Source organism: Streptomyces sp. CB02058 (genome assembly GCF_001905505.1).
In the GTDB taxonomy this organism is placed as follows: domain Bacteria; phylum Actinomycetota; class Actinomycetes; order Streptomycetales; family Streptomycetaceae; genus Streptomyces.
The window spans coordinates 551,870-574,550 of sequence record NZ_LIPG01000006.1 but is presented as its reverse complement, the minus strand read 5'-3'; the positions used below and the strand labels follow the sequence as shown (position 1 = coordinate 574,550).

Here is a 22,681-nt window from a genome sequence, read left to right as displayed (position 1 = left end):
CTCCCGCGAGGATGGGCCCGGGTGCCGGCGCGCGGAGGCCGGGGTCCGCGGCCCCGCTCACCGCCGTGCCTCCAGGGCTCCGCGACGCTCCGGTACGTCGTGGGCGGCCAGAAAGGCGGCCACCGAGCGGTCCCAGCCGAAGAGCCCGGCCCGCGCGCGGGCCGCCGCGCGGCGCTCCGCCTCCGGTCTGGCCAGCAGTTCGCGGAGTGCGGCGGCGAAGGCCTCGCCCGTGTCGGCGGCGGCCAGTCCCGCCCCGCCGATCACCTCGGGGAGCGCGGAGGCGAGGCTCGCCACCACCGGCGTACCGCAGGCGAGTGCCTCCAGTGCCGAGAGCCCGAAGGTCTCCGCGGGCCCCGGGGCGACGCACAGGTCCGCGCTCGCCTGAAGCCGTGCCAGCCGCGCACGGTCGCGTACGTGGCCGAGGAACTCTGCCGGCAGCCGCTCGGCCCGTGCCCTGGCCTCCAGCCGCGCGCGCAGCGGCCCGTCGCCCGCCACGACCAGGGCCGCCCGCACCCCCTGGCGCCGCAGCGCCGCCAGGGCGTCGAGCGCCCGGCCCGGCCGCTTCTCCACGGAGAGCCGCGAGCCGAGCAGCAGCAGGACGTCCTCGCCCCGCAGGTGCCGGGCGCGCAGCGCAGTGCTGCGCAGTCCCGGGTGGCGGCGCCGCAGGTCGACACCGAGCGGGGCGCGCACCACGTTGCGTACGCCGATGCGGATGAACTCGCGCTCGGCCCACTCGGTGGTGCACACGACCCGGGCGTACGCGTGCGCGCTGCGCACGTTGAGCCGGTCCGCCGTGCGGCCCGCCAGGGCGCGGGGCACGCCCCAGGTCCGGAGCACCCCGTCGGCCGTCTCGTGGGAGACCATCACGGCGGGAACCCTGGCGCGCCGGGCCCACTCCCCCGTCCAGCGCAGGGTGGTGCGGTCGGACACCTCCAGGCGGTCGGGGCGCAGTTCCTCCAGCAGCGCGCGCAGCCGGGGGCGGTCGGCCAGCACGCGGTAGCCGCCGCTCCCCGGGAGGACGGGACCGGGCAGGGTGATGACCCTGCCCTGCGGGGTCGTCACATCGCTCGGAGCGGCGCCGGGGACGATCAGCACGGGTTCGTGCCCGGCGGCGAGATAGCCGCGCCCCAGTTCGTCGAGCGCGGTGCGCAGGCCGCCGGACGCGGGGGTGACGAAGTTCGCCAGGCGCACGATCGCGAGCCCTTCACGGCGGTTCCCGTTCACGCCGCCACCGCAGTCCGACCGCGCAGGACCTCGTCGTAGTGGCCGAGGAGCTGGTCGCCGACGGCCTGCCAGGTGCGGCCCTCGACCGCGGCGCGCGCGGTCCGCCCGTATGCCTCGGCGCGCACGGGGTCCGCGAGGATCGCGGCGACGGCGTCCTTCACCGCGCCGGGGTCGTGCGGCGGCACCAGGAGCCCGGTGCTCCCGTGGGCGACGAGGTCGAGGGGGCCGCCGGCGGCCGGGGCGACCACCGGGACTCCGGAGGCCATGGCCTCCTGCACGGTCTGGCAGAACGTCTCGTACGGTCCGGTGTGCACGAAGACGTCCAGGGAGGCGAAGAAGCGGGCGAGCTCGTCCCCCGTACGCCGTCCGAGGAACACGGCGCCGGGGAGCGACGCCCGCAGAGAGGGCTCGCTCGGGCCGTCACCGACGACCACGACGCGTACGCCCGGCAGCGCGCAGGCCCCGGCGAGGAGTTCGACGTGCTTCTCGGGGGCGAGCCGGCCCGCGTAGCCGACGATCCTCTCCCCTCCCGGGGCGAGGGAACGGCGCAGTGCCTCGTCGCGCAGCGCGGGACGGAACCGGGTGGTGTCGACGCCCCTGGGCCACAGCCGCACCCGGGGCACTCCGTGGTCGGTGAGGTCGCGCAGTGCGGCGGTGGAGGGCGCGAGGGTGAGATCGGCCGCGCTGTGGACGGCGCGCATACGGCGCCAGGCGGTGCTCTGCCCGGTACCGAGATAGGTGCGGGCGTAGCCGGCCAGATCGGTCTGGTAGACGGCGACGGCGGGGAGCCCCAGCCGGGTGGCGACCGCCATGCCCCGCACGCCGAGGACGAAGGGGCCTGCCAGGTGGACGAGTTCGGCGCGGTGCCCGGTGAGCGCGGCGGCGAGCCGCCGTCCGGGGAGGGCCACCCGGACCTGCGGGTAGCCGGGCAGCGGGAGCGAGGGTACGCGCACCACGGGGCAGGGATCGCCGTCGTACGCGGAGCCGGTGGCGGCGGTCGCCCCGGCGGGGGCGATGACGAGGGGCTGGTGACCGGCTGCGGCGAGGTGCAGGGCGGTCTGCAGGGTGCAGTGGGCCACACCGTTGACATCGGGAGGGAAGGATTCGGTGACGATGACGACACGCATACGGGTGTTGTCGCCGCGCCGGGCGTGCCCTTGCCGACTTGGATCTGTCCGCCCGGGGAACGTCCTATGAGCGTTTGCGCCGCGCGCCCCCGGCGCGCGGCATCCGGGCTCCGTGGGTCAGCGGAGCGCCGGCTCAGACGGCGGGTGCGTCGGGTCCGATCCTGCTGCGCACCGCTGTCTGGACCTCGGCCTCCTCGGCCGGGTCCGCGGCGAGCCGCCGCAGGCGTTCGGCCACCCGGATGTCCCCGGTCTCCGCGTGGAGCGCGGCCAGTTCCCGGGTGGTCTCCTCGCAGTCCCACAGGCATTCGACGGCGAAGCCGGTGGCGAAGGACGGGTCGGTGGCGGCCAGCGCGCGTGCCGCCCTTCCGCGCAGGTGCGAGGAGGACGTCTCGCGGTACACATGGCGCAGTACGGGTGCGGCGCAGACGATGCCCAGGCGGCCCGTGCCGTCGACGAGGGTCCACAGGCGCGGGGCGTCGGGACCGTCCCCCCTGACGGCCTCGCGCAGCGCGGCGAGGACGAGCGGGGCGTCCTGGCCGGCTCCCCGGCAGGCCAGGACTCCGGCCGCCGAGGCTCCGAGGGCGTCGGGCCGGTGGGCCCAGCGCCGGGCCCGGTCGACGGCCGCTTCGCCGCACATACGCTCGAAGGCTCCCACGGCGGCGTCTGCGACCGTACGGGACGGACCGGCGACGGCCTGCTCGACGAGGTCCAGCACGTCGGGGTCCTGGACCTCGGCCAGGTAGTGCAGGGCGGCGCAGCGCGCCCCCTCGGAGCCACTGCGGGCGGCCTCGACGATCAGAGGCCGGTCCTCGGCGCCGGCGACGGCGGAGAGGCAGCGGGCGGCGGGCACATGCAGGACGCTGCCGCGCTCCAGTCCTTCCTGGGCCCAGTCGAATACCGCCTGGACACTCCAGCCGGGCCGGGGACCGCCCGGCCGCATCTGGCGCTGCCACCGGTCGAAGGAGCCCTGCTCGGACGCGGCCCTGATCCGGGCACGGACCGCTTCGCGCGGGTCGTCGGCCCACAGCCGCCAGGGGCGCGGCTCGAAGGCGTCCCGTACGGCGGAGGCGAGCTCGGCGGCACCCTCGGGGGTGTCGGGGAAGCGGGCGAGCACCGGCTCGGCAAGGGCGCGCAGTCCGGCGTCGTCGTCACGCAGAGCGAGCTCGTCGAGCGCCCAGGCCCAGTTGGACCCGGTCGCGGCGTAGCGCCGCAGCAGTGCCAGGGCGTCGTCACGGCCGTAGGAGGCGAGGTGGCCGAGCACGGAGAGGGCGAGGCCCGTGCGTGAGTCCTCGGTGTCCAGATGGTCCTCGGGGTCCCACAGGTGCCGCTCGATCTCCTCGGTCCCACCGTCGAGGTCGAGGTAGAGACGTGCGTAGTAGAGGGAGCGGTTCTCGACCTGCCAGTCATGACGCGGATCACTCACGACGCAGTGGTTGAGAGCCGTCAGGGCTTCGGGGCGGGGTGCGGCGAGCGCGTGGAGCGTGCCGTCTCCGCGGCCCCTCTGCAGCAGGCCGAGCAGTGTGCCGCTCGGCGCTATGAACGGATCGAACATGGGGAAAGCCTCACATCAAGCTGTCGACGCAACCGGGACTGTGCTGTTCCATGTGCCGGGGTGACATCCCCTAGGCCGCGCAGCAACATGATCGGCCGACCGCCGTCTTCTGCCTGGTGCTCATCTTCCTCTGCCTCTCGTCGGTGGTCCTGAGCGGACCCGCGACGTCATGATGACCCACCCATTTCGCCGACGCGACCACATTTACGGCGCCCCCGCCGGCCCGGGGCCCGGACTGCGTCTCAGCGCGCACCGAAGAGTTCCAGCAGGTCGTCCTTGCCGAACATGCGCGCGGTGTCCACGGCGGAGGGTGTTCCGGCGGCCGGATCGGCACCCGCGGCGAGGAGTGCGTCGATCACCGGGCGCTCGCCCTTGAAGACCGCTCCGGCCAAGGGCGTCTGCCCCCGGTCGTTGGCCCGGTCCGGATCCGCGCCCCGGTCCGCGAGCGCGGTGACGGCGGTGGAGTGCCCGTGGTAGGCGGCGAGCATCAGCAGGGTGTCGCCGCGGTCGTTGGTGAGGTTCGCGGGGAGGCCCGCGTCGACGTAGGCGGCGAGCGCGTCGCTCTCGCCTCGGCGCGCCAGGTCGAAGACCTTGGTCGCCAGCTCGACCACCTCGGGATCAGGGGTTTCGCTCATCGGACGGACCGCCTTCCATTGCCTTCGTCTGACCTGGTGGGGACGTACGGCGGGGGCCGTACGAGTGAATCGACAGGGTACTGCTCCGGGGCAGTCGTCAGTCTGCCCAGATGCGGCGGCAGATCACGCGCCCGGTGCGATTTCCCGGCCGGACGGGTCCGGTGCGGCTCCCGGCGCTTCCCGGGTCATCGGTTTTCACCCACCGGTCGAGTGAAATCGAACGATATTCACCTACTTGCACCTTTTATCGTATAGGTACATGTTGTGATCCTGGAAGTACTCATGGTGACTGTCCCCCTCAACCAGGAGAACCGCTCATGATCCTCTCGATCTCCGGCGTGGTACTGCTCGGCATCATCGTCTTCCTGTTCTTCAAAAAGGACGGGCTCAAGGCGTCCCACGCCCTCATCTGCGCCCTGTTCGGCTTCTATCTGGCCGGCACAGCCATCGCCCCGAGCATCACGGCCGGCGGGGCGAGCCTCGCCAGCATGCTGGGCGGGATCAAGTTCTGACGCTCCGAAACCGCTCCCACCTCTTCAGGAGACCGACGTGGCCCGGCGACCACTCCCCCGCATTCTTCAGCGCGGCAGCGCTTCGATCACCCGCAGTCGCGAGATCGCGCGCACGGCCGCCGACAACGCCACCGACGTCCTCCATCCGCTGATCACGGTCACCCGGGGTCTGCGGCTGCTGGCGGGAGCGGGGCGGCAGAAGTGGGCCGCGACACCAAGGGAACGGCGCGGTCACGTGCTGTTCCTCGTCGCGGCCTGCGTACTGGCGGTGGCGCTCATCCCCTACGGGCCCCTGCTGGCCCTGATCTCGGTGATGGGCGCTGCCGCATGGCGGGGGCGCGAGCGCACTCCGCGCAGGACCGGCCCCGACGAGGCGGAGACCGCACGGCTCCGGGCGCTGTACGAGGCGCTCGTGCCGCACTTCTCGGTGGCCGACGACCCCGGTCCGCTGTTCTCCCACGGCGGCGACTGGGAGAAGGCCTTCGGCACCTCGTACGCCTTCGACGGCAACGGGCGCCTCACCCGGCTCCAGGTCGGCTACCCGGCGTACTTCACCGACGGCGACCCGGCCTCCCGCGCCCGGGTCGAACAGGTGCTGCACGCCAAGTCGGGACGCGGCCGTGAATACCACTTCGCCTGGGACGAGGAGGGCAACCACGTCCTCATGACCGTGCTCGGCGCGCTCCCCACCACCATCGCCGCCCAGCGCTTCGTCACCGCCCCCGGCGAGACCGTGCTGGGCTTCACCGACGCCGACGCGGTCCAGCGCACCGTGCCGGTCCAGGACGGCGACACGACGCGGGACGCCTCCCCGGTGATCTGGCGGACCGGCGCCCGCTCCACGGAGCCCCACCTGCTGGTCTCCGGGCACCCCGGCAGCGGCACCACGACCCTGATGCGCTCCCTCGCCCTCCAGGCGCTCCAGCACGGCGACGTCCTCGTGGTCGAGGGCGGCGGAACCGGCGAGTACGGCTTCCTGAGCGGCCGGGACGGCGTGCTGGCCGTGGAGTGCGGCCTCGCCGGAGCCCTCGCGACGCTCGAATGGGCGGCGCACGAGACCGAGCGGCGGCTCATCGCCGCCAACCGGGCGCGCCAGGCCGGGCACCCCGAGCCCGAGGACATCAAGCGCCCCCTCTGGATCCTGCTGGACCGCCCGAGCGCGCTGGGGCACCTCGCCGCGGCCGACGGCAGGCAGGACCCGCAGGAGCTGCTCCAGGTGCCGATGCGGCACGGACGCGCCGCCGGGGTGACGGTCGTCGTCGCGGAACAGTTCGACTGCCTGGACGGGCTCATCGAGACCGTACGGACCCACACCAGGGCCCGCGCCGTACTCGGCCCCGCGACCCGTGAGGAGATCGAGTCGTTCCTGGGCGCGCAACCGCACACCACGCCCACCGCCGACGTCCCGCCCGGCCGCGGCTACACCCGGCTGGGCACGGGCCCGGTCCTGCGGCTCCAGGTGCCGGCCACCCCGGACCCGTACGACGACGCCACGAGCGAGGCGCACCGGCAGGCGGTGCTCGACCTGCTGCCCGGCGCTCCGACCGCGGTGGAGCAGGCCGCGCCCCGGGCCGACGCCGGAGCGGCGCCCGCCCACACGGACCAGCTCGTCGCGGCGCCGGCCGCCGCCGAGGGCTGAGGTCCGCGGCGCCTCAGGCCACGAAGGTCCGGGGCGCCTCGGCGCTGGAGCTCGCCCCGGAGCCGACCAGCTCGGCGGCGGCGGCCAGTCTCACCGCAGCCTCGTCCGCCACGGGGCCGCCCACGGTGAAGGGCAGCCGCACATAGCCCTCGAAGGCCCCGTCCACCCCGAACCGGGGCCCCGACGGGACGCGTACACCCACCCGCTCGCCCGCCACGGCGAGCCGGGAGCCGGAGAGCCCGCCGGTGCGCACCCAGAGCGTGAGACCACCGCTCGGCACCTCGAACTCCCACTCCGGGAGCTCCCTGCGCACGGCCCGCACCAGGTCGTCCCTGTTCTGCCGGGCCTGCTCGCGCCGGAAGTCCACCGCCTGCTCCCAGCCGCCCGTCCGCATCAGCCAGTTGATGGCGAGCTGCTCCAGCACGGGGGTCCCCATGTCGGCGTACGCGCGCGCCGAGACCAGGCTGCGGATGACGTCGGGCGCGGCCCGGACCCAGCCGATCCTCATGCCGGCCCAGAATGCCTTGCTGGCGGAGCCCACGGTCAGGACGGTGCTGCCCGCCGGGTCGAACGCGCAGACCTTGCGCGGCATCTCGACGTCGGCGTCCAGATACAGCTCGCTCATGGTCTCGTCGACCAGCAGGACCGTGCCCGCCGAACGCGCCGCCTCGACCAGTTCGCGGCGCTGCTGCTCACCGGCCAGCGCGCCGGTGGGGTTGTGGAAGTCCGCGACGACGTAGGCCAGCCGGGGCGCCGCGTCCCGCAGCACCTGCCGCCAGCGGTTCATGTCCCAGCCGCCGAGGCCCTCCTCCATCGCCACGGGCACCAGCCTGGCGCCCGCCTCGCGCATGAGCTGGAGGATGTTGGCATAACTGGGCGACTCCACGGCGATGCGTTCGCCGCGTCCCGCGAAGAGGTGACAGATGGCGTCGATGGCCCCCATCGCCCCGGTGGTGACCATGATCTGCTCCGGCATGGTGGGGATGCCGCACCCGGTGTAGCGGTCCGCGATCATCTGCCGCAGCGCCGGCAGCCCCGCCGGGTAGTCCCCGTGGGTGTGCGCGTACGGCGGAAGCTCCTCCAGGGCGCCCTGCACGGCCCGGGTCAGCCAGGGCTCCGGGGCGGTCAGCGAGGCGCACCCCAGGTCGATCAGCGAGCCGAGCGACTCCGGGGGCAGGGGCGCGAGACCGCGGGCGGGCAGCGTGCTCCCGGCCGGGACAGCGGTCCAGCTGCCCGCTCCGCGCCGCGACTCCAGGAACCCCTCGGTCCGCAGTGCCTCGTAGGCGGCGGCGACGGTGGTACGGCTGAGCGACAGGGCGAGGGCGAGCTCCCGCTCGGCGGGGAGGCGCGCGGCGACCGGGACCCGCCCCTCCAGGACGAGCAGCCGCACCCCGTCGGCCAGGGCGCGGTAGGCCGGCGGCTTGCGGGTGCCGGGCGCCTGGGGCCGGGCCTGCTGGGCCTGGAGCTGACGTGCGAGCTGCGCCGCACCGACCGTCGAAGTCCACTGCGCCATGGAAATCAGTCCACCTTCCTCGGATTGGCCATAGTTGGCGGCCAATCCCCTGCCACAGAGTGACATGCAACAGTCCACTCCCACCACACAGGGGGCACCACTTGTCCGATTCCACCGATCCGGGTGATCCCCGGATCGTCCGTCGGCTGATCCATCTGTACGTCGGCCTGGCGCTGTACGGCGCGAGTTCGGCGCTGCTGGTCCGCGCCGGACTCGGACTCGAACCGTGGGGCGTCCTGCACCAGGGGCTCGCCGAGCGGACCGGTATCTCCATCGGGGTCGTCTCGATCATCATCGGGGCGGTCGTCCTGCTCCTGTGGATCCCGATCAGGCAGCGCCCGGGCCTCGGCACCGTCTCCAACGTCTTCGCCGTCGGCCTCGCGATGGACGGCACGCTCGCCCTCGTACCGGATGTGCACGGGCTCGGCTCCCAGATCCCGTTGATGGCGGCGGGGATCGCGCTCAACGGCGTCGCCACCGGCCTGTACATCTCGGCGCGCTTCGGGCCCGGCCCCCGCGACGGGCTGATGACGGGGCTGAACCGGCTGACGGGCCGCTCCATCCGGCTGGTGCGTACGGCGATCGAGGTGGCCGTGGTAGTGACGGGCTTCCTGCTCGGCGGTTCGCTCGGCGCGGGAACGGTCCTCTACGCCCTGGCGATCGGCCCGCTCGCCCAGTTCTTCCTGCGCTTCTTCGCCCTCCCCGCGCCGGACGCGGGCAGCCGGACCGTTGCCAGGCGGCCACCACGAGGAGCGATACTTCCGCGGTGACCGCAGCGACTTCTGGACGCCACCCCTACCTGGACCATCCCTCGACGATCCCCTTCGCCCATCGCGGCGGGGCGGCCGACGGCATGGAGAACACGGCCGAGGCCTTCCGCCGGGCGGCCGGCGCGGGCTACCGCTACTTCGAGACGGACGTGCACGCCACGTCGGACGGCCGTCTGGTCGCCTTCCACGACCCGACCCTGGACCGGGTGACGGACTCCCGGGGCCGCATAGACCGGCTCCCCTGGAGCGAGGTGAGCCGGGCGAGGGTGGGGGGCACCGAACCGCTGCCGCTCTTCGAGGAGCTGCTGGAGGAGTTCCCCGACGCCCGCTGGAACGTGGACATCAAGGCGGAGCCGGCCCTCGAACCGCTCATCGGCATGATCCGCAGGACGGACGCCTGGGACCGGGTGTGCGTCGGCTCGTTCTCGGAAGCGCGCGTGGCCCGGGCGCACCGTCTCGGCGGCCCCCGGCTAGCCACCTCCTACGGGGTGCGCGGGGTGCTCGGCCTGCGGCTGCGCTCGTACGGCATCCCGGCGGCGCTCCGGGCGGGCGCGGTCTGCGCGCAGGTCCCCGAGAGCCAGAACGGCATCCGCGTCGTCGACCGGAGCTTCGTCCGCACGGCACACGCGCGCGGCCTGCAGGTCCATGTCTGGACGGTCAACGAACCGGAACGGATGGCGGCCCTCCTGGACCTCGGGGTGGATGGCATCATGACCGATCACATCGAGACGCTGCGCACGGTGCTGAGCGAGCGGGGGGCATGGGCCTGACGCCGGGACCTGACGCGTCGGCACGGAACGATCGAGGGGGCGCGGCGTGAGCACCGGTACCGCAGGAACGGCGGATCCCGCCGGACGGCCGGCCGAGGCCGCCGAGCGCAAGCGGGAGCAACGCGGATGGTATTTCTACGACTTCGCGTGCTCCGTGTATTCGACGAGCGTGCTCACGGTGTTCCTCGGCCCGTATCTGACGTCGATCGCCAAGGCCGCCGCCGACGCGGACGGATTCGTCCATCCGCTCGGGATACCCGTGCGTGCGGGCTCGCTCTTCGCGTACTCCGTCTCGGTGTCCATCGTCGTGGCGGTCGTCCTCATGCCGATCGCGGGCGCGGCCGCGGACCGCACGGGCCGCAAGAAGCCGCTTCTGGCGGCTGCCGCGTACACCGGTGCCGCGGCGACGGCCTGCATGTTCTTCCTGGACGGCCACCGCTATCTGCTGGGGGCCCTCCTGCTGATCGTGGCGAACGCGTCGATCTCGGTCTCGATGGCCCTGTACAACGCCTATCTGCCGCAGATCTCGACCCCGGAGGAGCGCGACGCGGTCTCCTCGCGCGGCTGGGCCTTCGGTTACACCTCGGGCGCGCTCGTGCTCGTACTGAATCTGGTGCTCTTCACGGGCCACGACTCCTTCGGGCTCTCCGAGTCCTACGCGGTCCGCATCTGCCTGGCGTCCGCCGGTGTGTGGTGGGGCGCCTTCGCGATCGTGCCGCTGCGGCGGCTGCGCGACCGGCGGGTGGCCCCGGGCGGCGAGGGCGCGGTCGGCTCCGGCTGGCGCCAGCTGAGGGCGACGCTGCGCGACATGCGCCGCCATCCGCTCACGCTCTCCTTCCTGCTCGCCTATCTGGTCTACAACGACGGCATCCAGACGGTGATCTCCCAGGCCTCGCTGTACGGCTCCGAGGAGCTCGGCCTCGACCAGACCACCCTGATCACGGCGGTGCTGCTCGTGCAGGTGCTGGCCGTGGCGGGGGCGCTGGGGATGGGGCGGCTCGCCCGGGCGTACGGCGCGAAGCGCACGATTCTTTCCTCGCTGGCCGTCTGGACGCTGATCCTCGCCGCGGCGTATCTGCTGCCCGCCGGCGCGCCGGTGTTCTTCTACACCCTGGCGGCCGCGATCGGGCTCGTGCTGGGCGGCAGCCAGGCCCTCTCCCGGTCCCTGTTCTCACACCTGGTGCCTCCGGGGAAGGAGGCGGAGTACTTCTCGGCCTACGAGATGAGCGACCGGGGACTGAGCTGGCTGGGCCCGTTGGTGTTCGGTCTCTGCTATCAGCTGACAGGCAGCTACCGGGACGCGATCCTGTCCCTGGTGATCTTCTTCGTGCTCGGTTCGGTGCTGCTGGCGAGGGTCCCCGTACGGGCGGCCGTGGCCGCCGCGGGCAACGCCGTTCCGGAACGGATTTAGACGTCGAAGTGAAAGGCCGGTAGTGTACGCCTTTGGCCTGCCCGGAGGACCGTTACTGCGAGTGGAAGAAGTCAAACCGTTGGGTGACAACTTCGACCAGAGGTGACAAACCGGGCACCGGAGGGTATTCAACCCAGACATGGCAGCGGCACGACGGGCGACGCATGACCGGCAACGGGAATCTTTACCGCCGACCGGACGTTGACCGGATGACGACGACAGCGACACCTGTCCTGTGGGCGACAAGCCCGGGAGGCACGATTCATGAGTGAGCGAGCTCTCCGCGGCACGCGACTCGTGGTTACCAGCTACGAGACGGACCGCGGCATCGATCTGGCCCCGCGCCAGGCGGTGGAGTACGCATGCCCGAACGGACATCGATTTGAGATGCCGTTCTCGGTAGAGGCGGAAATTCCGCCGGAGTGGGAGTGCAAGGCGTGCGGCGCCACGGCACTCCTGGTGGACGGGGATGGCCCCGAGGAGAAGAAGGGCAAGCCTGCGCGTACGCACTGGGACATGCTCATGGAGCGGCGCACCCGCGAGGAGCTGGAGGAGGTGCTGGCCGAGAGGCTGGCCGTTCTGCGCTCCGGAGCCATGAACATCGCCGTGCACCCGCGGGACAGCAGGAAGTCTGCCTGACCGCACACCGCACTGATCGAGCCGCGGGCCGTGACACAGTTCCTGTGTCACGGCCCGCGGCTTTTGTCCGCCCGTAGGCCCTGTCCGTACGCCCCCTGACGGTCCGGACGTTCCCGTCAGCCAGCACGTGCGTGCGCGGCGCCCCGGGCAGGGGCGCCGCGCACGCACGTCGGCGGGATCGGGGTCAGCCGGCCAGCGGCGGGCGGTCCGCCCCGGGGCCGTCGTCGGGGCGGGGGCGGGCGGGCGCGCCGTCCTCGCGGATGACCTCGCCCTGGACCACCTTGCCGTCGGGGCGGTGGATACGGGCCTGCTGGAAGGCGTCGGAGAAGCCGCCGGGCGCCACGGTCCTCATGCGGCGGTCCAGGGAGCGTTCCGCGTAGCGGCTGAGCACCGAGCGGATCGGGGGCAGCAGGAGCAGGAGTCCCGCCGCGTCGGAGATCACTCCGGGGATCATCAGGAGCAGGCCGCCCAGCATCAGGAAGCCGTTGCCCTTGCTGCCCGTGGGGGCGGCGGCGGGGCCGGCGGGCGCGCCGGGCTGCCCCGGCATCTGCTGGAGGGTCTCGGTGAGCGTGCGGAAGGCCCGCCGGCCCGCCCGCTTGATCACCGCGGCGCCCAGGACGGCGCTCGCGACCAGGATCAGCAGCACGGTGAACCCGTTCGCCGCGTCGGCCACCACGGTGAGCAGCCAGATCTCCAGCACGATCCAGGCCGCGACGCCCAGCGGCAGGAAGGTACGGGCGCGTGAGCGCCGTGGACGGTTCGGAGGCGGTGTGCCGGTCGTCATGCTCCCAGTGTGCCTGTACGCGCGTGCGAGCGGCGTAAGGGGGTGATCATGACGGAACCGGCACGGGGTCAGGAGCTCTTGCGGCCCAGCACCTTGTTGGCCCGGCCCGTGATGCCCCAGCCGGTGACCCTCCACAGGGCCTCGACGAGGATGTCCCTGCTCATCTTGGAGTCGCCGATCTCCCGCTCCATGAAGGTGATGGGCACCTCGACGACGTGGTACCCGGCCTCGACGGCGCGCCGGGCCAGGTCGACCTGGAAGCAGTAGCCCTGCGAGGCCACCTCGTCGAGGCCGAGGCCGTCCAGCGTCGGCGTGCGGAAGGCCCGGTAGCCGCCGGTCACGTCACGCACCGAGAGGCCCAGCAGCATGCGGGAGTAGAGGCTGCCGCCACGCGAGATCATCTCGCGGTGCCTGGGCCAGTTGACGACCCGGCCGCCGGGGACCCAGCGCGAGCCGAGGACGAGGTCGGCGCCCTTCAGGGCGGTGAGGAGCCTGGGCAGTTCCTCGGGCTGGTGGGAGCCGTCCGCGTCCATCTCGACCAGGACGCCGTAGCCGTGCTCGGAGCCCCAGCGGAAGCCGGCCAGGTAGGCGGCGCCGAGCCCTTCCTTGCCCTTGCGGTGCAGGACGTGCACCTGGCTGTCGGCCGCGGCGAGTTCGTCGGCGACCTTGCCGGTGCCGTCGGGGCTGTTGTCGTCCGCGACGAGGATGTCCGCGTCCGGAACGGCGGCGCGCACCCGGGCGACGATCAGCTTGACGTTCTCGGCCTCGTTGTAGGTCGGAATGATCACCAAGACTCTGCCGAGCGGGCCGAACTGCCTCTGACCGCCGTCGTTCACTACTGCCCCTTAAAGTCCGTACGCAGGTGCACACCATATCCAGCGCACCACGGCATGACTCCGACACGGTCACGGGGTGGCGCGGTACGCGCGGACAGAAGCGTGGAACTGCGGACAGAAGGACAGCGCAGCGGGTCCCAGCACTGCGGATCGGGGCCCGGTGTCCTTCGGGCCGACCTGGGACCCGCTGGCTGCGGGTCGACCGAAAGCCGTTGTCTACTGAACCTCCGGGCCCCACCCGGGTCACACCTGCCGCCCAGCCGAAACCTTCCCTCGCCCCCGAGGCGCGAGCGCTGAACCTGGCTGCCAGTGGTGGTGCACCGGTGCGGTACACCGCCCCATGACCCAGCGGCGTTCGACGACTGCGTGGAGGTTTGACCGGTCGGACGTCCAGTGGTGGACCCGGCCGAACCTACCGGCCCGTGGGCGCTCCCTGTCAACAGCCGTTCGACCTGCACTTTCTCTCGAAAGTGCCTGGTCAGTGCGGAGGACGCGCAGGTCGCGGCGGAGTCCCGGCGCCTTCGATCGGCGGTACGGAACATCCTGACGTCACTCGTTCGGCCTTACGTAGACAGTTTGTCCGAAGACCACCGTGCGCAGGCAGACCGGAAGGTCCCCTCCGGGGGTGAGATCGGGCAGGCCGGGGGTGCCGGAGCGGGGGTCCGTGGACCAGCGCGCCACCCGGTCGTCGGGGGCCTGGACGAGCAGTTCGCCGGTGCGCCAGACGGCGTAGTCGGCCGGGGCCCCCGGCACGAGCACGCCCGCGTCGTCGCGGCCGACCGCGCGCCAGCCGCCCCGGGTGTGGGCGGTGAAGCCGGCGCGCACGGAGACCCGGTGCCCGGGCGTGCGGTGGTGGGCCGCGGCCCGCACGGTCCCCCAGGGGTCCAGCGGGGTGACCGGGCTGTCCGAGCCGAAGGCGAGGGGCACACCGGCGCGCAGCATCGCCGCGTACGGGTTGAGGGTCGCCGCCCGCTCCGCGCCCAGGCGCTGGGCGTACATGCCGTCGGGGCCGCCCCAGGCGGCGTCGAAGGCGGGCTGGACGGAGGCGGTGAGGCCCAGTTCGGCGAAGGCGGCGACCGTCTCCGGGGTGAGCATCTCGGCGTGCTCCACGCGGTGCCTGGCGGCCCGGATCCGGGCGAGCCCGAGCGTCTCGGACGCGGCGCGCACGCCCTCCACGACGGCGGACACCGCCGCGTCGCCGATGGCGTGGAAACCGGCCTGGAGTCCTGCCTCGGTGCACGCCGTCACATGCGCGGCGATCTGCCGGGCGTCGAGCCGGGCGCCGCCGGTGTGCGGGGCGTCGGCGTACGGCTCGTGCAGGTGGGCGGTGTGCGAGCCCAGCGAGCCGTCGACGAAGAGGTCGCCCGCCGCGCCGATGGCGCCGAGCTCGCGGACCCGGGCGGCGCCCTTGGCGTCGTCGACGCGCTCGGCCCAGTAGCCGAAGACCCGGGGGCCCGGCCGCTCCGAGGCGAGCTCCAGAAGGCCCGTGAAGTCCTCCTCGTCGGAGATGTCGGGACCGGCGCACTCGTGGACGGTTCCGATGCCGAGGGAGGCGGCGTGGGCCAGGGCGGCGCGCTGGGCCTCGGCCCGCTGTGTCGGGGTGACGGCGCGGTGGGCCGCCGCGCGCACCGCGTGGTGGGCGTCGCCGGTCAGAGGGGCGTCGGGGTGGTACCCGGCCAGCCCGGTGACGCCCGGGACGAGGTCCAGGAGCGCCGTGGTCACGACGGCGGAGTGGACGTCCACACGGGGCAGGTAGACCGCACGGCCGCCGGACGCCTCGTCGAGTTCGGCGCGGGAGGGGGGCCGCTGCCCGGGCCAGCGGGCGGCGTCCCAGCCGTGGCCGAGGATCACCCGCTCCTCCGGGTGCCCTTCGGCGAAGGCGCGTACGAGCTCGAGGGCTTCGGTGAGCGTGCGCGCGCCGGAGAGGTCCAGCCCGGTGAGGGCGAGTCCGGTCGACGTGGTGTGGACGTGGGAGTCGGTGAACGCCGGGGTGACCAGGGCCCCTTCCAGGTCGATCACCTCGTCGACGCCGCTCGCGAAGGAGTCCGCGGCCCCCTCGGAGCCCACCCAGGCGACATGGCCGCGTTCGACGACCATCGCGGTGGCGAAGGGATCGGCGGGGCTGTGGACGTCTCCACCGCGCAGCAGCACGGTGCGGTGTTCGCTCTGGGGGGCGGTGCTCTCGGTCATGGGACCAGTCTCGCGCCTGCCGGGACCGCTTCCGCGCCCGCCCCCTCCGCCACGGCGGACGGATGCCTCAGATGCGGGGCGGCCGGGCCTCGTACGGCGTGGAGAGGACGACGGTCGTACGCGTGGAGACGCCCGCCAGCGTACGGATCCGGGTGAGCAGGTGTTCCAGCTCCAGAGGGCTGGAGACCCGCACCTTGAGGATGTAGTTCTCGTCACCCGCGACGCTGTGGCACGCCTCCAGCTCCGGCACGCCCGCGAGGCGTTCGGAGATGTCGTCGGGTGCGCTCGGGTCGAAGGGTTTCACCGAGATGAACGCGGTCAGGGGCAGGCCGACGGCCTCGGGGTCGACGACCGCGGCATAGCCCCGGATCACCCCGCGCTGCTCCAGCCGGCGAACACGCTGATGAACGGCCGAGGTGGACAGGCCGGTGGCCTTGCCCAGGTCGGTGTAGCTCATCCGCCCGTCCTTGACGAGCAACTCCACAATCTGTCGGTCCAGCTCCTCCATGCGGATCAACCTATGGCCCCAGGTCCCTCCAGGCACAGTCGTGGGGGGATCTGAGGGGCAGGTTCGAGGGGCATGTGACCAATGCCACAAGTTTACGGGTGGGTAGCCGACGACCTCGCGGTTACGGCCGACTTCCGACGGGAAGTGCTTGCTGTGGCCGAGGCCGTGGCGGCTTGCCGGCCCACCCGAGGGGGGAAAATCCCATGCAGAGCCTGAAGCTCACCGGACGTACCGAACCGGAGCCCGACGCATACGCGGCTCCGGACGAGGACAGTGTTCCCGACGCGTACGACACTTTCGAGATGTACCGGGTGATCTGCCCGGACTGCACCCAGCCGATCGCCCTGCTGGCGGACGAGGACGTGCTTCCCGAGCACGCGCTCTGCCCGACGCCGTGGAATCCGTTCGTCCTCACCGTCTGCCCCGGCACGGCCCGCGACGCCTCGCTGGCGCGCCCTGCCGACGAGACGCTGGAGGCCCAGGAGCAGGAGACGGCACTGCTGCTGACGCTCCCTCAGGGACTCGACTGGCGGATGCAGCCCTTCTCCCACGCCGGCGGTCCCGGCTCGCGTCCCCGGCGGTACGTGCCGCAGGCGGGACGGCAGGCCGCCTGACGGCCGTCCGGCAGGCGTACCACCTCTGAGCGCACCACGACGGCCGGTCCGGCGTGGTGCGGGCAGTTCACCGGACGGCCGGTGACCGCCGCACCCGGGAGGAACGGGCGCGCGAATCGGCCGGACAGTGACCCGGAGCCCCGTACGGGCGTTGGTTCTGTATGACCAGCCTGCATTCGACGGCCGGCCCCGTCCGCCGCCGTCTCACAGCTCCGACGTCCGGAGAATCGGTTCCTCAGCCCGGACCGCTGCCCCGCGAGTCCGTGCCGCACTCCACCGACCCGCCCATCTACCGCGCCATGCTGCGCCATTGGGAGTCCACGGGCCGGACCATGCCGGGCCGCCATGACCAGGAGTGGAACCGGATCATGACGACACCCGTGTGGTCGGACCGGCCCGTCCGGGTCAGCGCGTCTCGGGACCCGCGAGGTGACGGGCGATGACCATCCGCTGGATCTGATTGGTGCCCTCGACGATCTGGAGCACCTTCGCCTCACGCATCAGCCGTTCGACCGGGAAGTCGAGGGTGTAGCCGTAGCCCCCGAGGACCTGGACCGCGTCGGTGGTCACCCGCATGGCCGCATCGGTGCAGAAGAGTTTCGCCATGGCCGCCTGCCGCGAGAACGGCAGGCCCGCGTCGCGGAGCCGTGCCGCCTCCAGGTAGAGCGCCCGGCCCGCCTCGATGCGGGTGGCCATGTCGGCGAGCATGAAGCGCAGCCCCTGGAAGTCCGCGATGGGGCGGCCGAACTGGCGCCGTCCCGTGGCATATCCGACCGCCTCGTCCAGGGCCGCCTGGGCGACACCGATGGCGCAGGCGGCGATCCCCAGCCGCCCCGAGTCGAGCGCGGACAGGGCGATGGCGAAGCCCTGCCCCTCCTCGCCGATGCGGCGGTCGCCGGAGATCCGTACGCCGTCCAAGTGCAGCTGGGCGGTGGGCGAGCCCTTCATGCCCATCTTCTTCTCGGGGGCGGCCGCTTCGAGACCACCGGCGTCGCCGGGCACGAGGAACGCGGTGATGCCCCGGGGGCCCTCCTCGCCGGTGCGGGCCAGCACGGTGTAGAAGTCGGCGATGCCGCCGTGCGTGATCCAGGCCTTGGTGCCGCCCAGCACCCAGTCGTCGCCGTCCCGGACGGCCTTGGTGCGGAGCGAGGCGGCGTCGGAGCCCGAGGACGGCTCGGAGAGGCAGTAGGCGCCCAGCAGGCCGCCCGCGAGCATCGCGGGGAGGTGGGCGGCGCGTTGCTCCTCGGTGCCGAAGTTGGCGAGCGCATGGCAGGCCAGCGAGTGGACGCTGACGCCGAGCCCGACGGTGAGCCGCGCGGCCGCGAGTTCTTCGAGGACCTGGAGGTAGACCTCGTACGGCTGGTCGCCGCCGCCGTACGCGGAGCCGTACGGGAGTCCGAGCAGTCCGGCCTCGGAGAGGAGGGTGAAGACCTCGCGGGGGAAGACGCCCGCTTCCTCCTCGTCGGCCGCCCGGGGAGCGATCTCCTTCGACACGATGTCGCGGACGAGCTCGATGAGCTGCCGGGACTCCTCGGTGGGCAGACGGCGTTCCACCGGCTGCGGGGCAACGTCGGACATGACGGCGCTCTCCTCCCTGTCGGGCGTATGCGGCGGTCTCGCGCGGGGTGTGCGCGGTACCGCCGGGTTGTCCCGGGCGATGCCCGGAAATCTACGGCTCCCCGGCCGATCCTGCCTGCCCGGATCACGGGAGGCGGCGGCCGGTGGCTGTGGCGCGTCGAGTATGCCCGATCGGAGCGCGGGCGTCACCGGTTCCCTGCCCCTTGATCAGGGACATTGGTCCGAACCATTGACCCAACTGGTCTAGTCCTTCTACGGTCTCCCCCAATGCCTCAGCGCGTTCATGCCAACTTCTGGGGTGGACCCCAGGGGCACCCCCACGCCCAAGCCCTCCCCCACGAGGAGCCACAATGACCGGACTTCACCGTCCCCGCGGCCGTCTCAGGGCGCTCGCCGCGACCCTCTGCACCGCAGCCCTCGGCGCCGCCCTGCTCGGCGTCGCCGGAACGTCATCGGCGGGAGCCGTCTCCACGGCCTCCGCGCCGGCGTCCGCCGGGACCGCCACGGCCGCCGCCGGTGACAAGGTGGTCGGATACTTCACCAACTGGGGTGTCTACCAGCGGAATTACCACGTCAAGAACATCGAGACCTCGGGCTCGGCCGACAAGCTCACGCACATCAACTACGCCTTCGGCAACGTCCAGGGCGGCAAGTGCACCATCGGGGACAGCTACGCCGACTACGAGAAGGCCTACACGGCCGATCAGTCGGTGGACGGCGTCGCGGACACCTGGGACCAGGAACTGCGGGGCAACTTCAACCAGTTGCGCAAGCTCAAGAAGCTGCACCCCGATCTGAAGGTCATCTGGTCCTTCGGCGGCTGGAGCTGGTCGGGCGGCTTCGCCGAGGCCGCGCAGAACCCCGCCGCCTTCGCCGAGTCCTGCTACAGCCTGGTCGAGGACCCGCGCTGGGCCGATGTCTTCGACGGCATCGACATCGACTGGGAGTACCCGAACGCCTGCGGCCTGACGTGCGACACGAGCGGCCGTGACGCCTACGGCAACCTCCTGTCGGCGCTGCGCGCGAAGTTCGGCACCGGCAACCTGATCACCTCGGCGATCACCGCCGACGGTTCGGACGGCGGCAAGATCGACGCAGTGGACTACGCCGGGGCGGCGCAGTACCTCGACTGGTACAACCCGATGACGTACGACTTCTTCGGTGCGTTCGCGGCGCAGGGTCCGACGGCCCCGCACTCCCCCCTGACCTCCTACCCGGGCATCCCGACGGAGGGCTTCAACAGCGACGCGGCGATCTCCAAGCTCAAGGGCCTGGGCATCCCCGCGGAGAAGCTGCTGCTGGGCATCGGCTTCTACGGCCGCGGCTGGACCGGCGTCACGCAGTCGGAGCCCGGTGGCTCGGCGACGGGGGCGGCCCCGGGAACGTACGAGGCGGGCATCGAGGACTACAAGGTGCTGAAGAACAGCTGCCCGGCCACCGGAGCGGTCGCGGGCACGGCGTACGCCCACTGCGGCACCAACTGGTGGAGCTACGACACCCCGGCCACCATCGGTACGAAGATGGACTACAAGGACCAGCAGGGCCTGGGCGGAACCTTCTTCTGGGAGCTCAGCGGCGACACGGCCGACGGCGAGCTCATCAAGGCCATCAGCTAGGGCCATCAACGAGCCCTGGCGGGGTAGACGCGTCACAGGGCGGGTCAGGGGTGGGGTGCCGGGCGGGCACCTCACCCCACCCGTCATCGCGCCCGGCCCGGGCTCAGAGAAGACCCACCTGGGTGACGAGCATGGCCAGGACGACGACGAGCGTCCAGCCGAGGACGTGCTCCAGGATCTTCGGCCCGTCCTCGGGTCCGCCGGTGCGGGCACGGCGGGCGTGGGTGGACTTCTCGGCTGCGGTCGCGGTCATGGCATCTCGCTCGGTCGTTCGGCTGTGGCGTCCCCCCGGTGACCCGACCACATTGCCAGTGGATGCGGGCGGCGCGGTAGAGATCCGGGTCACAGCGGCAGGCGGGCACGGGGCCGCCGGTCCGTGCTCCCACGGGATTCACGGCGCAGCGGCCGCACCGGATGTGCGCCATGCCATACCCCGCCGGCCCCCGCGGGACGGGCCTCACGGACCGACGCCGGTCATCCTGCCGATGCCCCCGCACGGGCCCGGCCGCCACCCTTCGGGGCATGAACGAGACAGGCGCGGCGGGCGCGGAATCCCGCTTCACAGTGCGCAGGGCGAAGGCCCTGCTGGTGGTGCTCGTCGCGGTGCTGGCGGCGGCGATGCTCTCCGCCGTACCGGCACGGGCGGAGACCGGCTTCCACGAGGTGCCGTCCTTCGGCAGCAATCCCGGCAACCTGAAGATGTTCGCGTACGTCCCGGAGAAGGCGCGTTCGGGCGCCCCGGTCGTGGTCCTTTTCCACGGCTGCGGGGGCTCCGCGCAGAATCTGGACGTCAACACCGGCTGGCGCAAGTACGCCGACACGTACGGCTTCACCCTCGTCCTCCCGGAGCAGAAGGACGAGAACGTCGGCTCCGGCGGCCTGGTGCCGCACAAGTGCTTCAGCGCGTGGAACCCGGCCGACCGCACCCATGACGGCCAGGGCGAGGCCCGCTCGGTGGTCCAGATGGTCGACTTCATGAAGGCCGCCTACGCCGCCGACGCGGACCGCGTCTACGCCACCGGGTACTCCGGCGGCGGCGCCGCGACGAACGTGATGCTGGCGGCGTACCCGGAGGTGTTCAAGGCGGGCGCGGTCTTCTTCGGCATGGCCTACGGATGCGCCGACAACGAGGCGGACTACTTCGAGACCGGCTCCTTCGCGCCGTGCCCCGGCCGCTACAACCTGGTGTCCCCGCAGGAGTGGGGCGACAGGATCAGGAGCGCCCACCCCGGCTACACGGGCGAGCGGCCACGTGTGCAGATCTGGCACGGAGGCTCCGACCTGCTGATCAACAAGAAGTCGCTGGAGAAGCAGCGCGACGGCTGGACCGACGTGTTCGGCATCCCGCGAACCCCCTCCTCCACCTCGCGGCCCGCCCTCGGGGTCACCAAGCAGGTGTACGGCGCCGGGCAGGTCGAGACGTATCTGATCGACGCGATGGGACACGAGGCACCCGTCGACCCCGGTACGGGCATCGACCAGTGCGGCACTGCGGGTCAGGGGCACGACTCGCTCTGCGGTCCGTACTACGCGTCGCTGTTCTTCGGCCTGAACACCTGAGAACGAGCGCCCGGGAACAGGCCGTTGGGAAGGGCCGCCCGTGAACGGGCCCTTGGGAAGTGGCCATTGGGAAAGGGTTGTTGGGAAGGGGTCGTTGGGAAAGGGTCGTTGGGAAAGGCGCCCGAGGGGCCGTCACCCCGTCCGGGGTGACGGCCCCTCGGCTGCCTCCCGCTCCCCGGACACCCGCCTGCCGACCCTGGCGGCCGTCTCGCGCAGCCAGATGTGCGCCGCGTCGTGCGTGTGCACCGGGTGCCACCACATCGCCTCCTGGAGCGGGACCGCCTCGTACGGCGGCTCCAGCACCCGCACGGCGGCGAGCGGTTCGAGGAGGCGGGCCAGGCGCGCCTGGATCAGGGCGATGCGCCGGGTGCCCGCCACCAGCAGGGGGAGCAGCTGGAAGCTGTCGACGGACACCTCCACGCGGGGTTCGACGCCGAGCATGCCGAGCTGGCGGACGGCCGGGGCGTCGTAGGTGCGCTGGTAGGTGACCCACGGCAGCCGGGCGAGGTCCTGGCGGGTGAGCCCGTCCTCGACGCCCGGATGGTCCTCGGCGACGAGGAGGACCCAGCTGTCCCCGTAGAGGTCGGTGGCGGGGAAGCCGCTGATGACGCCGTGCGGCATGAGCAGGCCGTCGGCGGTGCTCAGGAGGGTCGCCGTGTCGTCGACGACGGTGTTCGGCGTCTGGGTGAAGCGCAGCCGGATGCCCGGTGCCTCCTCGTGCATGACCCGCGCGAGCTCGGTGCCGAACACGGCGACGGCGTAGTCGGACGCGATCAGCTTGAACTCCCGGCTCTCGCCGGCCGGGTCGAAGTCGGCCTGGCTGGCGAAGAGCCGTTCCAGCACGTCGTAGGCCGTGGAGGTCCGGTCGAGGAGCACCTGCCCGAGGGCGGTGAGTTCGTAGTGGCCGCCGACCCGGGCGAGCAGTTCGTCGCCGAAGTGGCGGCGCAGCCGGGCCAGTGAGGCGCTCATGGCCGGCTGGCTCAGCCCGACGCGCTGCCCCGCGCGGGTGACGTTGCGCTCCTCCAGCAGGGCACGCAGCGCGACCACGAGATTGAGATCCAGGCTGGCCAGATTCACGGAAGCTCCTCCTTTCGACAGGGCGCCGACCAGGGGCGAATAGACACGGTGGATGGCGATCATCCACACAATCGATTTCCCCGATCACTGGTGGCGGGTCCAGATTAGTCGCATCGCAATCAGGAG

At 72.4% G+C, this 22,681-nt stretch carries 21 protein-coding genes; 9 read left to right on the top strand and 12 right to left on the bottom strand.

Features of this window, described 5'->3' with window-relative positions:
• Window positions 1-57 precede the first annotated feature (57 nt).
• The 4 genes from AMK10_RS30735 to AMK10_RS30715 all read right to left on the bottom strand — a co-directional run bounded on the left by AMK10_RS30735 (window position 58) and on the right by AMK10_RS30715 (window position 4,538).
• Complete coding sequence (locus AMK10_RS30735) at window positions 58-1,224, bottom strand: glycosyltransferase (protein WP_073751932.1); 1,167 nt, start codon at window positions 1,222-1,224, stop codon at window positions 58-60.
• On the bottom strand, window positions 1,221-2,351 hold the full coding sequence (locus tag AMK10_RS30730) for a glycosyltransferase family 4 protein (protein WP_073751930.1): 1,131 nt from the start codon (window positions 2,349-2,351) through the stop codon (window positions 1,221-1,223). Before AMK10_RS30730 ends, AMK10_RS30735 begins: the two co-directional genes overlap by 4 nt.
• A 133-nt stretch (window positions 2,352-2,484) precedes the next feature.
• A complete protein-coding gene (locus AMK10_RS30725; RefSeq protein ID WP_073751928.1) occupies window positions 2,485-3,903 on the bottom strand; it encodes a hypothetical protein in 1,419 nt (472 codons plus the stop codon).
• A gap of 242 nt (window positions 3,904-4,145) precedes the next feature.
• Window positions 4,146-4,538, bottom strand: a complete 393-nt coding sequence (locus AMK10_RS30715) for an ankyrin repeat domain-containing protein (protein WP_073751924.1) — start codon at window positions 4,536-4,538, stop codon at window positions 4,146-4,148.
• 317 nt (window positions 4,539-4,855) lie between these two features.
• On the opposite strand from AMK10_RS30715, the gene AMK10_RS30710 reads away from it, so the two are divergent.
• The gene (locus AMK10_RS30710; protein ID WP_014044751.1) at window positions 4,856-5,050 is read left to right on the top strand and encodes a hypothetical protein; all 195 of its coding nucleotides are present in this window, start codon (window positions 4,856-4,858) and stop codon (window positions 5,048-5,050) included.
• A 37-nt stretch (window positions 5,051-5,087) separates the two neighbouring features.
• Window positions 5,088-6,689, top strand: coding sequence for a hypothetical protein (locus tag AMK10_RS30705; protein ID WP_073751922.1), 1,602 nt, complete (start codon window positions 5,088-5,090; stop codon window positions 6,687-6,689).
• Between the two features lie 13 nt (window positions 6,690-6,702).
• Here AMK10_RS30705 and AMK10_RS30700 read toward each other — a convergent pair whose 3' ends face one another.
• Window positions 6,703-8,202, bottom strand: a complete 1,500-nt coding sequence (locus tag AMK10_RS30700) for an SCO1417 family MocR-like transcription factor (protein ID WP_073751920.1) — start codon at window positions 8,200-8,202, stop codon at window positions 6,703-6,705.
• A gap of 101 nt (window positions 8,203-8,303) precedes the next feature.
• Here AMK10_RS30700 and yczE point away from each other — a divergent pair, with 101 nt between their 5' ends.
• The 4 genes from yczE (at window position 8,304) to AMK10_RS30680 (ending at window position 11,792) form a co-directional block, all read left to right on the top strand.
• A complete protein-coding gene (gene yczE, locus AMK10_RS30695; RefSeq protein WP_073751918.1) occupies window positions 8,304-8,972 on the top strand; it encodes a membrane protein YczE in 669 nt (222 codons plus the stop codon).
• Complete coding sequence (locus tag AMK10_RS30690) at window positions 8,969-9,742, top strand: glycerophosphodiester phosphodiesterase (protein WP_073751916.1); 774 nt, start codon at window positions 8,969-8,971, stop codon at window positions 9,740-9,742. The genes yczE and AMK10_RS30690 overlap by 4 nt, the downstream gene beginning before the upstream one ends.
• A gap of 46 nt (window positions 9,743-9,788) precedes the next feature.
• Window positions 9,789-11,153 carry an MFS transporter gene (locus AMK10_RS30685; RefSeq protein ID WP_073751914.1) on the top strand — a complete coding sequence of 455 codons (1,365 nt, stop codon included), beginning with the start codon at window positions 9,789-9,791 and terminating at the stop codon, window positions 11,151-11,153.
• A 264-nt stretch (window positions 11,154-11,417) separates the two neighbouring features.
• Window positions 11,418-11,792 (top strand): RNA polymerase-binding protein RbpA, encoded by a 375-nt coding sequence (locus AMK10_RS30680; protein WP_014044757.1) that lies wholly within the window; start codon window positions 11,418-11,420, stop codon window positions 11,790-11,792.
• 184 nt (window positions 11,793-11,976) lie between these two features.
• Here AMK10_RS30680 and fxsA read toward each other — a convergent pair whose 3' ends face one another.
• From fxsA to AMK10_RS30660, 4 genes are all read right to left on the bottom strand, one after another.
• Window positions 11,977-12,576: an FxsA family membrane protein gene (gene fxsA / locus AMK10_RS30675; protein ID WP_073751912.1), complete on the bottom strand. Its 600-nt coding sequence runs from the start codon at window positions 12,574-12,576 to the stop codon at window positions 11,977-11,979.
• 68 nt (window positions 12,577-12,644) lie between these two features.
• On the bottom strand, window positions 12,645-13,412 hold the full coding sequence (locus AMK10_RS30670; RefSeq protein ID WP_073751910.1) for a polyprenol monophosphomannose synthase: 768 nt from the start codon (window positions 13,410-13,412) through the stop codon (window positions 12,645-12,647).
• A gap of 549 nt (window positions 13,413-13,961) precedes the next feature.
• Complete coding sequence (locus tag AMK10_RS30665) at window positions 13,962-15,602, bottom strand: amidohydrolase (RefSeq protein WP_073751908.1); 1,641 nt, start codon at window positions 15,600-15,602, stop codon at window positions 13,962-13,964.
• A 67-nt stretch (window positions 15,603-15,669) separates the two neighbouring features.
• Window positions 15,670-16,110 carry an Lrp/AsnC family transcriptional regulator gene (locus tag AMK10_RS30660; RefSeq protein WP_073751906.1) on the bottom strand — a complete coding sequence of 147 codons (441 nt, stop codon included), beginning with the start codon at window positions 16,108-16,110 and terminating at the stop codon, window positions 15,670-15,672.
• A 203-nt stretch (window positions 16,111-16,313) separates the two neighbouring features.
• On the opposite strand from AMK10_RS30660, the gene AMK10_RS30655 reads away from it, so the two are divergent.
• Window positions 16,314-16,724, top strand: a complete 411-nt coding sequence (locus AMK10_RS30655) for a hypothetical protein (protein ID WP_073751904.1) — start codon at window positions 16,314-16,316, stop codon at window positions 16,722-16,724.
• A gap of 405 nt (window positions 16,725-17,129) precedes the next feature.
• Here AMK10_RS30655 and AMK10_RS30645 read toward each other — a convergent pair whose 3' ends face one another.
• The gene (locus tag AMK10_RS30645; protein ID WP_073751900.1) at window positions 17,130-18,302 is read right to left on the bottom strand and encodes an acyl-CoA dehydrogenase family protein; all 1,173 of its coding nucleotides are present in this window, start codon (window positions 18,300-18,302) and stop codon (window positions 17,130-17,132) included.
• A gap of 350 nt (window positions 18,303-18,652) precedes the next feature.
• Between AMK10_RS30645 and AMK10_RS30640 the strand changes: the two genes are divergently transcribed.
• Entirely contained in the window at window positions 18,653-19,918 is a 1,266-nt protein-coding gene (locus AMK10_RS30640; RefSeq protein WP_073751898.1) for a glycoside hydrolase family 18 protein, read from the top strand.
• A 103-nt stretch (window positions 19,919-20,021) separates the two neighbouring features.
• On the opposite strand, the gene AMK10_RS37140 is transcribed toward AMK10_RS30640, so the two are convergent.
• Complete coding sequence (locus AMK10_RS37140) at window positions 20,022-20,171, bottom strand: SCO1431 family membrane protein (RefSeq protein ID WP_107428529.1); 150 nt, start codon at window positions 20,169-20,171, stop codon at window positions 20,022-20,024.
• A gap of 269 nt (window positions 20,172-20,440) precedes the next feature.
• Between AMK10_RS37140 and AMK10_RS30635 the strand changes: the two genes are divergently transcribed.
• Window positions 20,441-21,478, top strand: coding sequence for an extracellular catalytic domain type 1 short-chain-length polyhydroxyalkanoate depolymerase (locus AMK10_RS30635; protein WP_158070910.1), 1,038 nt, complete (start codon window positions 20,441-20,443; stop codon window positions 21,476-21,478).
• A 132-nt stretch (window positions 21,479-21,610) separates the two neighbouring features.
• On the opposite strand, the gene AMK10_RS30630 is transcribed toward AMK10_RS30635, so the two are convergent.
• Entirely contained in the window at window positions 21,611-22,555 is a 945-nt protein-coding gene (locus tag AMK10_RS30630) for a LysR family transcriptional regulator (RefSeq protein ID WP_073752041.1), read from the bottom strand.
• Window positions 22,556-22,681 lie beyond the last annotated feature (126 nt).